The sequence below is a fragment of the Mesorhizobium sp. M2A.F.Ca.ET.067.02.1.1 genome (genome assembly GCF_004023285.1).
Lineage (GTDB): Bacteria > Pseudomonadota > Alphaproteobacteria > Rhizobiales > Rhizobiaceae > Mesorhizobium.
Genome location: NZ_RZSB01000088.1, coordinates 1 through 12,302, shown reverse-complemented (window position 1 = coordinate 12,302; position 12,302 = coordinate 1). Strand labels below are relative to the sequence as shown.

The window sequence follows — 12,302 nt, the reverse complement described above, 5'->3', positions numbered from 1 at the left end:
GGCATGATGCCGGCGGCACAACTAAGGAGTTCAGGGCGTAATGGCAACGATCACCCCGCAGAAGAAGTCCACCGCGGCCCGCCACGGGTTCAAGACCGGCGAGTTCATCGTCTATCCGGCGCATGGCGTCGGCCAGATCGTGGCGATCGACGAGCAGGAAGTTGCGGGTCACAAGCTGGAACTGTTCGTCATCGATTTCCAGAAGGACAAGATGCGGCTGAAGGTGCCGGTCGCCAAGGCGACCTCGATCGGCATGCGCAAGCTGTCGGAAGAGGATTATGTCGACCGCGCGCTGAAGGTCGTGCAAGGCCGCGCCCGCATCAAGCGCACCATGTGGTCGCGCCGCGCGCAGGAATATGATGCCAAGATCAATTCCGGCGACCTGATCTCGATCTCGGAAGTCGTCCGCGATCTCTACCGCGCCGACAACCAGCCGGAGCAGTCCTATTCCGAGCGTCAGCTCTATGAAGCCGCGCTTGACCGCATGGCTCGTGAGATCGCCGCGGTGAACCGCATGTCGGAGACCGAGGCGGTGCGTCTCATCGAGGTCAACCTCAACAAGGGCCCGAAGCGCGGCGCCAAGGCCGACAACGAAGAATCCGAACAGGAAGAAGCTGCCTGAGCTTTTCCCCTTTAAGTTACGAAGAACCCGGCCTCGTGCCGGGTTTTTTGTTTCTGAAAGGCCTATCGAAGGTTACGCGCCTCCCCCTTCCTTCTGCGCCTCTTCCTGGCGCAGCGAGGCGATGAAGCGTTTCGTCCGCTCGCGCTCCGGATTGTCGAACACGACCGAGGCCGGACCCTTCTCGACGATCGCGCCGGCATCGAGGAAGACGACCTCCTCAGCGATCTTGGAGGCGAGCCTGAGATCATGCGTGGCCATCACCATGGTCGTGCCCTCGCGGGCCAGTTGCCCGAGCACGTCGACCACTTCCTGAGCCAGCTCCGGATCGAGCGCCGAGGTCGGCTCGTCGCACAGCAGCACGCGCGGCGACGGCGCAAGCGCCCGGGCGATCGCCACGCGCTGCTGCTGGCCGCCCGACAGCGTCGCCGGCCAGGCATCGGCCTTGTGCGCCATCCCGACCTTTTCGAGCAGCGCCATCGCCCGCTCGCGCGCCCTCGGCTCGGGCCATTTCAGCACCGTCACCAGCCCTTCCATCACATTCTCGATGGCCGTGCGATGCGGGAAGAGCTGGAAGTTCTGGAACACCATGCCGGTCTGCAGGCGGATGCGCTGGATATCCTTTGCCGGCACCTTGCCGCCCGGATGGAACGCAAGCGTCTCCTCGCCGATGCGCAAGGAACCGGACGTCGGGATCTCCAGCAGGTTGATGCAGCGCAGAAGCGTGCTCTTGCCCCCGCCGGAAGGGCCGACCAGCGCCGTGACGCTGCCTTCGTCGATGCTGACGGTGACGCCCTTCAGGACAAGATTGTCGCCGAAACGCTTCTCGATGTTCGTGAGGCCGATCATGAATTGGCCTCCAGGAAGCCGCCATAGCGGTTGAGCCGCACCTCCAGCCGTGCCTGCAGCGCCGACAGCACCGAGCTCAGCACGAGATAGAGCGCCGCCGCCTCGACATAGAGGATCAACGGCTCGTAGGTGGTGGCAACGATGCGCTGCGCGGCCTGGAACATCTCCGGCACGGTGATGGCTGCCGCCAGCGAGGTGTCCTTGACCAGCGAGATGAAGGTGTTGGAGAGCGGCGGCACCGCGACGCGGCCCGCTTGTGGAAGTATGGTGCGACGCATCGCCTGGCTCCAGGTCATGCCGATCGAATAGGACGCCTCCCACTGGCCCTTCGGCACCGAGCCGATGACCGCGCGGATGATCTCGGAGGTGTAGGCGCCGATGTTGAGCGTGAAGCCGATCAGCGCCGCGGGAAAGGCATCGAGCAGGATGCCGACCGACGGCAGGCCATAGAAGATCAGGAAGAGCTGCACCAGCAGTGGCGTGCCGCGAAAGATCCAGACATAGAAGCGCACCAGCGCGACCAGCGGCTTCGGGCCGAACAGCCGGATCAGCGCCGTCACCAGCCCGGCGATGAGCCCGAGCGCGAAGGACAGAAGAGTGAGCGGCACGGTGAAGATCAGCGCCGCCCATAACAGCGTCGGCAGCGATTCCAGCATCAATTGCAGCCAGTGCGGCACGGGGCGCTTCTCCCTTCCAGATACGGCGGCGCGTTGCCCCGTGTGGACTGACTATCATGCAAAAACCGGCGAGCCGTCAAAGACGGCCCCAATGAGTGTCCTGTTAAAAACGGCGGGCCGTCGAAGACGGCCCGCCGGAATTCAGGCAACAGACTGTTCGGCTTACTGGGAAACGTCCTGGCCGAAATACTTGTCGGCAATCTTCTTGTAGGTGCCGTCGGCCTTGATGTCGGCCAGCGCCTTGTTGATGGCCGCGACCAGTTCCGGATCGCCCTTGCGCACGATGACGCCGGAATAGTCGGCATTCTCTTCCTCCGCGGCGATCTTCACATTGGCGTCCGGCTTGTGCTTCTTGAAATCCAGGAAGGACAGGCTGTCGTTGATGGTGGCGTCGGCGCGGCCGGTGAGCAGAAGCTGGATCGACTGGTCGAAGCCGTCGGTGCCGACGAGTTCCGCGCCGTTCTTCTCGGCAAGCTTGCCGAAATTCGAGGTCAGCGACTGCGCCGACTTCTTGCCCTTGAGATCGGCGAAGGTCTTGATGTCGGTATTGTCGCCGCGCACGATCAGCACCGCCTTCGAGGCGATGTAGGGATCCGAGAAATCATACTTGGCCTTGCGCGCGTCGGTGATGCCGACCTCGTTGATGACGGCGTCGTAGCGGTTGGCGTCGAGGCCGGCGATCAGCCCATCCCACTTGCCTTCCAGGAACTCGACCTTGACGCCGAGCTTGTCGCCGATGGCCTTGGCGATCTCGACGTCGAAGCCGACCAGCGCGTTGGATTCGTCATGATAGGTGAAGGGCGCATAGGTGCCTTCCGTGCCGACCTTGAGCACGCCGGCCTGCTTGATCTGGTCGAGATTGGCGCCGGCATGGCCGGCGGTGACCGCCAGAACCTGCAGCGTTCCGGCGATGAGAAGCGATTTAAGCCATTTCATTTTTCTGTGATCCCGTTTTGACCGGTGTGCCGGTCCGATTGTGAGAGCCGGAAACTGACAGATAGAAGGTCGCGAAATAAGGAACCACATTTCAAAAATCGACTTTCCCGGAAATCTGATTCTCAAAATCGCCCGATAACCCGCCAAGCGGCATATCGGAGCCCGCTAACAGAATGTTCCCGCCGGCAACATTTGCCCCCTCGGGCGGCGGAACCATCCATGCGCCTGACACGTTGCATGGCTGTTGTAGGGCGCGGCGGCGTCTTTTCAACCGTCATGAGCGTAATGACCGCCAACAGGAGCCGGCATGATTGAGGACGCGGCAGGACGGACACTGGTCCGGGCGGCAATGAAAGCTCCCTATCTCGAACGCGACGAGGAGCATGTCCTTGCGCTCCGCTGGAAGGAAGAGAACGACCAGCACGCGCTGCATCGGATCACCGTCGCACACATGCGGCTGGTCATCTCCATGGCCTCGAAATTCCGCCATTACGGCCTGCCGCTCGGCGACCTCATCCAGGAGGGGCATGTCGGCCTGCTTGAGGCGGCGGCCCGTTTCGAGCCCGCGCGCGAAGTGCGCTTCTCGACCTACGCCACCTGGTGGATCCGCGCCTCGATGCAGGATTACATCCTGCGCAACTGGTCGATCGTGCGCGGCGGCACCAGCTCTGCGCAGAAGGCGCTGTTCTTCAATCTCAGGCGCTTGCGCGCACGGCTGGCCAACGGCGCCGAGCCGCTCTCCAATGCCACGCTCTACCGTGAGGTCTCGGCGGCGCTCGGCGTTCCCGAAGCGGACGTGGCGATGATGGATTCACGCCTGTCCTCCCCAGACAGCTCGCTCAACGCACCGCTTGCCGACGAAAACGGCGCTGCCGAGCGGATGGATTTCCTGGTCTCCGAAGACCCGCTGCCTGACGAGATCGTCGGCGAAAGAATCGACGTCCAGCGCCGCGCCCTCTGGCTGAAGAGCGCGCTCGGCGCGCTCAACGCCCGCGAGCTTCGCATCATCGAGGAGCGCAGGCTGAGCGACGACGGCGCCACGCTGGAATCGCTTGGCGAACAGCTCGGCATCTCCAAGGAGCGTGTCCGCCAGATCGAGGCGCGTGCCATGGAAAAGCTGAAGCTGGCGCTGGTGAAGCAGAATCCGGAATTTCTGGCAGAGGCCGCCTGAGCAGCAACTTGAAGTTGTTGGCACGTCGTATTCATTGAACAAAAATATATCGCCGTTGCGGCAAAAACTTTCCTTCTTACTGTATCAGCGTATTGTGAATTCTTTAACAGACCCGCGCGCTCAACTGGTCTTTGGTGAATCCGACAGACCACAGCGGATGGGGGACTTGCCATGCTGCGATGCTGCGCCTTCCTTGCAGCCTTGATCCTCGTGGGCTTCGCGACGTTCGAAGCGCACGCTGACCGCAGGGTTGCCTTTGTGATCGGCAATTCGCAATACCGCAATATTCCGGCGCTCAAGAACCCGGACACCGACGCCAAGGACGTCTCGAAGACGTTCCGGCTGGCCGGTTTCGATGTATTCGTCGCCAAGGACGTCACCAAGCTGCAGTTCGAGGAGCAGTTCCGCAACTATCTCGCGGCCGCGGATGGCGCCGATCTCGCTGTCGTCTATTATTCGGGCCACGGGTTTCAGATCGGTGGCGTGAATTTCTTGATCCCTGTCGACGCTTCGCTCAAGCAGGCCGCCGACATCGAGGTTCAGGCGATCAAGCTCGATGACATGCTGGAGCAATTGCGCTCGAAGTCGAAAATCCAGATCATCATCCTCGATGCCTGCCGCAACAATCCGTTTCCGCGCAAGGACTACTGGCTGCGGGACCAGCTGATCACCGCTAGCGGCACCGGTCTTGCCGAGGTGAAAAGCTCGCAGAACGCGCTGATTGCCTTTGCCACCGGTCCCGATGCGATCGCCTATGACGGGACGGGCAACGCCAGTCCATTCTCATCCGCTTTTTCGCGCCGCGCGCTGGCGCCGAACCAGGAGATACGCGCGGTCATGGCCGCGGTGCGCCGCGACGTGGTCGCCGTCACCAAAGGCAAGCAGGTTCCTTGGGAGAACTCCTCGCTGATCGACGAAGTCGTGCTCATGCACCGTGCGAACAAGCCGGCGCTGCCGCCGGTGCTGGAGAGAGTCGTGCCGTCGGGGATCGGGCCGGTCGCGCTTGACCTGCCGACGCCTGTCACTGTCGACGGCAGCGCGGTCACCGTAAGCATTGAAACGCTTCCCGCGCTCGCAGGCCTGGTGCTGGACGGCAAACCCGTCGCCACAGGCGACCAGATTGCGGGCAACGACCTGCCGCGTCTGCTGATCGACCTGCCCAAGGCGTCCGACACGCAGGAACAGGTCGAAACGCTGGCCTATGCCACACATGACGAGTGGGGTGGCGTATCTCAGGGCATCCTGGTCTTGCGCCTCAAGAGTGGCGATGGCGCTGAGGGCCAGCAGAGCGCAGCGTCCCTGAAGGCCTTGCAGAAGCAACTGATGGTGGAGCGTAGCCTCCACATCACCGGTGCCGCCGAGACGATCCAGAAGAGCGACCTCAGCGTCCCGGTCGGCGTCGGCCCGGTTCCGTTGAACCTGGATTTTCCGACCGGAGACCCCGGCATCAGCCTGAAGCTCGCGAGTTACCCGGCAACAGGAACGCTGTCGCTGCCGGATCGGACGTTGTCGCCGGATTCGACCATTCTGGCCAACGAGATCCACCATTTGCGTTACGAGCCGCAGATCGGCGCCGCCGCTCCCCTCGAGGTCGGCTTCCAGATCCGCGCTGGCAAGGCGTCAAAGCCGGCCACGATGAAGCTGTCGCCAAGTGTCGACCCTTGCGACCGGGCGGCAGGCGCGCCGCTCGACCTGCAGGGCGTCGCCCCCGGCCGCCAGTCGAACGAGATCGGCGGCGGAGCGATCGAAGCCTGCGAAGCGGCGGTTAAAGCCTACCCCAATGTCGTCCGCTTCCGCTATGAGCTCGGACGGGCGTTGCTGGCGGCCGGCAAGGTCGACGAGGCCACGAAGGCCATTCAGGAGGCCGCCGACAAGGGCCATGCCCGAGCCGTTTTCGAGCTCGCCTATATGGCGGCGTCCGCAACAGGCACGGCCGCGGATGTTACGAAAGCGAATGGCCTCTATGCCCAGGCGGCCGACCAGGGCGATCCAGCCGCCATGGCTGCCTGGGGACGCGCTTTGTTCAACGGCGTCGGCGTCGAGCCGAACCCCCGAAAGGGATTGGACCTGCTGCTCAAGGCTGCGGCGATGGGGCACATCAACGCCATGAACGATCTCGCGTTGATCTTCCAGGAAGGCCGCAATGACGTGCCCGCCGATCCGGCCCGCGCTCTGGCGTTCCTCAAGGCCAGCATGGAACGGCAGGAAGTCTATTCGATGAGCATTCTCGGTCTTGCCGGGCGCCGCTTCCAGACAGCCGCTGTATGCAAGCCCAAGGTAATCACGAAGATCAGGGTGATCCGCGCGCCTGCGCCGATGATCACCCCACCTCCGGTAAAACCGGTGCCGCCCGTAATCGAGCCGGCGCCTTGGCGGGGCGGCAGTAGCGGCGATCGCCCGTCTCCTTCCAGGCAGAGCAGTACTGACGACAGCACCCCGGACAGCGGCACTCCGGATACCTCCGACAGCCCCAGCACGGGCGAACCTCCCGGCACCGACGCCAGCACCACAGGCTTTGGTGGCATCTCCACCGTCAGAGGTGGATAGCAGCCGCGACGCGTGGCCGGACCAGCCGGGACAACGCATGTCGCCATGTCGAGTGCGCGGCTTAAAGCATGTATCCCGAAAGTGTGAATCGGTTTCGGGACAAAGAAACGCGTGACCAAAAACCTACGCGCATGGAGCGAATCTGAAAGGTCGCAACGCGCTTTAGGGATTGCGCATCGCGGCAAGCTCTCAAAGCGCCGGGCCGCACGAACGCGAATGCGGAGCCCTACTTGTCCGTAACGATCTTGACCTTGTCGCCGGCCGATACGCTGGCGCCCGGCGACATGGCGTTGAGCACACGGAACAGATCGAGCTTGCGGTCGACGCCGACCATTTGCGCGGCGAGCGAGCCCATGGTCTGGCCGGCCTGAACGGTGACGACCCGGATGTGCAGCGGCTTCAGCGCCGCCTTCTCGGCCGGGGTGAGCACTCGGAAGGAGCCGCTGACCGAGCGCGCGACTGGATCCAGTGCAGCGCTGGCCGAGGGCGCCGCCGTCAGCAGCCGGTAGACCTGCCCGCCGGCGCGGATCACCGCGATGTCGAACTGCCAGCCCTGAGCGTTGGCATGCGCCATCGCCGCCTCGTTGCCGTTGATCGTCTCCTGGCGCACGCTGGCGTCTTCGAGCCCCGCCACCCAGCCGCTGCGGATGTAATCCGTGAGCGACACCGACTTGTCGATCGCCACGCCGTCGAAACGGATGGCGATGTCGCCCGGCCCGGTCGCGGTGACGGCGGCCGCCGAATTGTCGATGACGAAACCGTCCGGCACGGTGAAGGAGACCCCGAGATTGGGGTGCATGAAGGTTTGGCCGCGCACATAGCCTTCTTCCGGCGTGTCGCCGTAAAGCAGACCGTCAATGCCCGCGAGGAATGCGTCGCGGTCGCGCGTGCCGACGCCGGGGGGGCCGAAATTGCGCGCAAGGCGCTGCGCCAGTTCGATGCGTTGCGGCGTGTTGGGGTGCGTCGCCAGGAAGTCGAGGCTGGCGTCGGTGGCGCCGCTGACCGAGCGGAAATCGGTATAGGCCGACATCGACTGCAGGAAGCGGCCAGCCGCGTAAGGATCGTAGCCCGCCTCGCCGATCGACTTGATGCCGATGGCGTCGGCCTGCAGTTCCTGGTTGCGCGAGAACTGCGCCAGCCGAAGCTTGCCGCGGATCAGGGCCGCCTTGGCGGTCGGGCTGTCGCCAAGCACGTCCGACACCACCTTGGTCGCCAGGCCTTCCTCGGCCTCGAGCTGCTGCCGTTGCAGCCCGTGATTCGCCGTGACGTGGCCCATCTCATGGGCGATGACGGCGGCAAGCTCGGAGGAATCATTGGCCAGCGCCAGCAGGCCGCGCGTCACATAGAGATAGCCGCCCGGCAGCGCGAAGGCGTTGACGTTGGGCGAGTTGAGGATGGTGATGCGATAGGTCTGGGTCGGGTTGGCCGACACCACGGTCAGATTGCCGACGACCTTGGCCACCATGCGTTCGAGCTTCGGGTCGGAATATTCGCCGCCATAGGTGGCGAGAATGCGCGGATGCTGCGCCTTGGCCATTTCGGCGAGTTTGGCGTTGGCGACGACATTGTCGACGGTAATCGGCTTGTCAGAGGGCTGGAAGCCGCTCTCCTGCACGTCCGGCGGCGTGAACATCTGACAACTCGCCAGCACGGCAACGCCCGCCAGCGCGAAAAATCGTGCCAGTGGCCTCATCCACACTTTCTCAGCGCCGGTCGACAGATCGGCTTCCTTTCGAAATCTTTCGGCAAATCACGGCCCCGCCGGACCAGCATGGCGGACCTAGCCATACTCCCCCGGACAAGGCAAGCAAACGCCGGATCACCCGTTGCCGGTTTGACCGTAAATTATGTCCGCTTCCGGGCAATATGTTGTGATCCGGCAACGGTGCCGCCTCGATCGCCGATATAGCGTCGGAACGCATCCGGTCCAGACTGATCGAAGAAATCGTCAGCCGGCCCGGTCGCCGCGATCCTGCCCTCATCGAGAAAGGCCACGTCCTGGCCGATGCGGCGCGCATCTTCCGGCTGATGGGTGACGAACAGCACCGTCATTTTGCGCTCGGCATGGATGCCGGCGAGAAGGTCGAGCATGTCCTCGCGCAGCGCCGGGCCGAGCGACGCGAAAGGTTCGTCGAGCAGCAAGACGGGCCGGTCACGCAGCAGCACCCGCGCCAGCGCGACGCGCTGCCTTTCGCCGCCGGAAAGCTCGCGCGGCAGCCGCTTTTCCTTGCCGGCCAGGCCGACGCGCGCCAGCGCCTCGGCGACGGCGGCGCGATCGCCATCGCCGAGCTTCAGCGACGGCGAGCGGCCGAGCCCGACATTGGCCTCGACCGTAAGATGCGCGAACAGATTGTTTTCCTGGAACACCATCGACACCGGTCGCGCCGAGGGCGGCGTGGCGCCGATATCGATGCCGCCGATCAGCACCTTGCCGCTATTAGGTGTTTCGAAGCCGGCTATCAGATTGAGCAGCGTCGACTTGCCGGAGCCGCTCGGCCCCATGATGGCGGTGATCCTGCCCGCCGCGAACTCGGCATTGACGCGGAAGGACGATTCGCCATAGCTGAACGACACGTCTTCGAGTGTGACGGTCAGCGCCTTCCCTGCCGCGATGCCGTTATCCGTCGATGTCATGCCCTTGCTTCCCGCCCCAGCCCATCGGCGACGACGACCAGCATCAGGCAAACCAGGCCGAGCAGCAAGGCGAGCCCCGCCGCGTCGGCGGTCCGGTAGCTGCCCATGCGCGCAAGCAGAAGATAGGGCAAGGTCTGCACGGAATCGCTGCCGAACAGCGCGATCACGCCGAGATCGCCGAGCGACAGCGCCATGGCGAAAGCGAAGCCGGTGGCCAAGGGCCGCCTGAGCGACGGCCAGTCGATCAGGCTGAGCCGGGTCCAGCCGGATATGCCAAGCGCCAGGCAAAGCCGCTCATGGCGTTCGCTCGCCGCGTCATAGGCTGGGCGAATGGCACGGATGGCGAAGGGCATCGCCATCACCGCGTTGACGGCGACGACCATCACCGGCGCGACGGCAAAGACATCGGTGATGTTGCGCAGCGCCAGGAACCAGCCGGCGCCAAGAACTATCGGCGGCACGACGAGCACGAAGCCGGCGCCGGTGTCGGCGGCATGCTCGAGCAGCGACATGGCGCTGCCGGCACGGCGACGCAAAGCCAATGCGCGCCGCGCCGCGATCAATACCAGCGACAGCGACACGCTGAGCAGCGCCGCGATCAAGGCGAGCCCGGCGCTAGTAAGCGTCGCGCGGCGCACCGCTTCCTCGCCCGCCAATCGGCCGAGATCGGCCTGAAGGCCCGAAACCACCGTCGCCGCCATCGGTCCGGCGACGAACAGCAGGGCGAGCGCGATGAGGCCGGCATTCAGTAGGCTTTCGATCCGGCCCGCCGAAAGGTAGCGGCGGGGCGCGACCGGCAGATTGGCGTCGCCGACCGTGTTGGCGCCAAGCCGCGTGAGCGCTGCGACCACGACGAAGGTGAGCGCGATCTGTAGCAGCGTCAGCACCACCGCACGGGCCGGATCGAAGTCGAAGCGCAGCGCCTGGTAGATGGCGACCTCGAGCGTCGTCGCGGCCGGCCCGCCGCCCAGCGTCAGCACGATGGTGAAGGACGTGATGCAGAGCATGAAGACCAGCCCGGCGACGCCCGGCAAGGCCGCGCGCAGCACCGGCCATTCGATCAGCCGGAAGGCCGGCCGGGCGCCCATGCCGAGCTGGCTCGCCAGCCGCCACTGGTCGGCGGGAATGGTGCCCAGCGCCTCCAGGAACAAGCGCGTCGCCAGAGGCAGGTTGAAGAAGACATGCGCGACCAGGATGCCGGAGAGGCCGTAGATGCCGGGCCACTCTCCGCCGCCGAACCGGGCGAAGACGCCGGCAAAGTACCCGGCGCGGCCGTAAAGCGCCAATATGCCGAGCGCCGCGACGATCGCCGGCAACGCCAGCGGCACGGTGAAGAGCTGCAGGATCAGGCGACGCCCGGGAAAGGCCGGATGCCTTGAAAGCGCGCGTGCCACCAGCAGCGCCGGCGCGACCGACAGCAGCGTCGAGAGCAATGCTTGCCACAGCGTGAAGCGGGCCACGCGCAGGAGGTAGCCGTCGAAGGCGGCGGCAGCGCCGGAGAGGTCGTGCGCGCCTTCGAGGATGAGGCCAGCGAAGGCGCCGCCGATGAGCGCGGCGATGGCCGCGAGCGCGACGACACTGGCGGTGACGCGGGAGTCACGCGCGGAGTGCACGCCGCACCATGCGAGCTTCAGCTAGGCAACGCCGCGTTCCTTCGCGCCTCCCTCTGTCCTGCCGGCCATCTCCCCCTCTAGGGGGGAGATTGGCAGCGTCGACGCCCCGCTCGATCCTGCAACGTCGGAGATGGGCGAAAGCCGGCGTGACAGCCAATCTCCCCCCTTGAGGGGGGTGAGGAGTGGTCCGCGAAGCGGACGGAAAGCCAACTGCTTGGCTTTCCGAATGACGAACGCCCGGAGCGACAGCGAAGGGCCGGGTCCGGCAGGACAGAGAGGGGGGCCTTGGCGCAAGCATCGCAGCCTACTTGCTCATCACCGCCAGCCACTCATCCGCCCACGCCTTGCGGTTGGCGGCAACCTCCTCCGGGCTGAACAGCAGGGTCTTGGTCGGCTTGACCAGTTTGTCGAAGGCCGGGTTGAGCGGCTTGTCGGTCTTGCCGGCCGGGAACATCCAGTTGGTTTCCGGGATGACGTCCTGGAATTTCGGCCCGGTCATGAAGGCGATGAACTTTTGCGTCAGCGGGTTCTTGGCACCCGTCGTGGTGATGCCGGCAACCTCGATCTGCAGGTATTCGCCTTCCTCGAAGGACGCCGCCTGATAGCGCTCGGTGTTCTCGGCCACCATGTGATAGGCCGGCGAGGTGGTGTAGGAGAGCACCATCGGCGCCTCGCCCTTGGTGAACAGGCCATAGGCCTCGCTCCAACCCGGCGTCACCGTCAGCACTTTCGTCTTGAGCTTGGCCCAGGCCTCCGGCGCCTTGTCGCCATAGACAGACTTCACCCACAAGAGCAGGCCGAGGCCGGGCGTCGAGGTGCGCGGATCCTGGATGACGATCTTGTCGGTGCCGCTACCCTCGATCAGGTCCTTCAGGCTCTTCGGCGGGACTTTTAGCTTCTGCGTGTCATAGACGACGGCGAAATAGCCATAGTCGAACGGCACGAAAGTGTCGTCGCTCCAGCCGCCCGGCACGTTGATACCCGAGACGTCGCCATGCGGCGCGAACAGCCCGCTCGCCTTGGCGTCCGCGGTCAGGTTGGTGTCGAGGCCGAGGACGATGTCGGCCTTGGTGCCGGCGCCCTCGAGCTTGACGCGGTTGAGCAGCGCGACGCCATCGGCGACCGAGACGAATTCGAGATCGCAGCCACATTCGGCTTCGAATTCCTTCTTCACCGCCGGTCCGGGCCCCCAATCGGCAGTGAAGCTTTCATAGGTATAGACGGTGAGCTTGTCCTTGGCTACGGCAGGCGCTACA

At 64.7% G+C, this 12,302-nt stretch carries 10 protein-coding genes; 3 read left to right on the top strand and 7 right to left on the bottom strand.

The annotated features are described in order from the left end of the window. Positions 1-40: 40 nt before the first annotated feature. Positions 41-622: a CarD family transcriptional regulator gene (locus tag EOA28_RS09885; protein ID WP_095816705.1), complete on the top strand. Its 582-nt coding sequence runs from the start codon at positions 41-43 to the stop codon at positions 620-622. 72 nt (positions 623-694) lie between these two features. Here the strand turns inward: EOA28_RS09885 and EOA28_RS09880 are convergent, their stop codons facing one another. From EOA28_RS09880 to EOA28_RS09870, 3 genes are all read right to left on the bottom strand, one after another. Beyond that, a complete protein-coding gene (locus tag EOA28_RS09880) occupies positions 695-1,468 on the bottom strand; it encodes an amino acid ABC transporter ATP-binding protein (protein ID WP_126064025.1) in 774 nt (257 codons plus the stop codon). Continuing rightward, the gene (locus EOA28_RS09875; protein WP_127251867.1) at positions 1,465-2,145 is read right to left on the bottom strand and encodes an ABC transporter permease subunit; all 681 of its coding nucleotides are present in this window, start codon (positions 2,143-2,145) and stop codon (positions 1,465-1,467) included. The genes EOA28_RS09880 and EOA28_RS09875 overlap by 4 nt, the downstream gene beginning before the upstream one ends. 162 nt (positions 2,146-2,307) lie before the next feature. Further along, a complete protein-coding gene (locus EOA28_RS09870) occupies positions 2,308-3,081 on the bottom strand; it encodes an amino acid ABC transporter substrate-binding protein (RefSeq protein WP_127251866.1) in 774 nt (257 codons plus the stop codon). Positions 3,082-3,388: 307 nt separating this feature from the next. Here EOA28_RS09870 and EOA28_RS09865 point away from each other — a divergent pair, with 307 nt between their 5' ends. After that, positions 3,389-4,252, top strand: a complete 864-nt coding sequence (locus EOA28_RS09865; protein WP_126064022.1) for an RNA polymerase factor sigma-32 — start codon at positions 3,389-3,391, stop codon at positions 4,250-4,252. Between the two features lie 171 nt (positions 4,253-4,423). Further along, entirely contained in the window at positions 4,424-6,799 is a 2,376-nt protein-coding gene (locus EOA28_RS09860) for a caspase family protein (protein WP_127251864.1), read from the top strand. A gap of 226 nt (positions 6,800-7,025) precedes the next feature. On the opposite strand, the gene EOA28_RS09855 is transcribed toward EOA28_RS09860, so the two are convergent. The 4 genes from EOA28_RS09855 to thiB form a co-directional block, all read right to left on the bottom strand. Continuing rightward, positions 7,026-8,492 carry a M48 family metalloprotease gene (locus tag EOA28_RS09855; RefSeq protein WP_127251863.1) on the bottom strand — a complete coding sequence of 489 codons (1,467 nt, stop codon included), beginning with the start codon at positions 8,490-8,492 and terminating at the stop codon, positions 7,026-7,028. Positions 8,493-8,644: 152 nt separating this feature from the next. Continuing rightward, positions 8,645-9,433 (bottom strand): thiamine ABC transporter ATP-binding protein, encoded by a 789-nt coding sequence (gene thiQ, locus EOA28_RS09850; protein ID WP_128314858.1) that lies wholly within the window; start codon positions 9,431-9,433, stop codon positions 8,645-8,647. After that, positions 9,430-11,046 (bottom strand): thiamine/thiamine pyrophosphate ABC transporter permease, encoded by a 1,617-nt coding sequence (gene thiP / locus EOA28_RS09845; protein ID WP_126080772.1) that lies wholly within the window; start codon positions 11,044-11,046, stop codon positions 9,430-9,432. Before thiP ends, thiQ begins: the two co-directional genes overlap by 4 nt. A gap of 304 nt (positions 11,047-11,350) precedes the next feature. Further along, a partial coding sequence (gene thiB / locus EOA28_RS09835) for a thiamine ABC transporter substrate binding subunit (protein WP_128314857.1) occupies positions 11,351-12,302 on the bottom strand: 952 nt, incomplete at its 5' end.

What these genes read in the sequence shown, in the direction of transcription:
- EOA28_RS09855 (WP_127251863.1), bottom strand. Translation starts at nt 8,492, where the DNA reads ATGAGGCCACTGGCACGATTTTTCGCGCTGGCGGGCGTTGCCGTGCTG.
- EOA28_RS09880 (WP_126064025.1), bottom strand. Translation starts at nt 1,468, where the DNA reads ATGATCGGCCTCACGAACATCGAGAAGCGTTTCGGCGACAATCTTGTC.
- EOA28_RS09865 (WP_126064022.1), top strand. Translation starts at nt 3,389, where the DNA reads ATGATTGAGGACGCGGCAGGACGGACACTGGTCCGGGCGGCAATGAAA.
- EOA28_RS09860 (WP_127251864.1), top strand. Translation starts at nt 4,424, where the DNA reads ATGCTGCGATGCTGCGCCTTCCTTGCAGCCTTGATCCTCGTGGGCTTC.
- EOA28_RS09870 (WP_127251866.1), bottom strand. Translation starts at nt 3,081, where the DNA reads ATGAAATGGCTTAAATCGCTTCTCATCGCCGGAACGCTGCAGGTTCTG.
- thiQ (WP_128314858.1), bottom strand. Translation starts at nt 9,433, where the DNA reads ATGACATCGACGGATAACGGCATCGCGGCAGGGAAGGCGCTGACCGTC.
- EOA28_RS09885 (WP_095816705.1), top strand. Translation starts at nt 41, where the DNA reads ATGGCAACGATCACCCCGCAGAAGAAGTCCACCGCGGCCCGCCACGGG.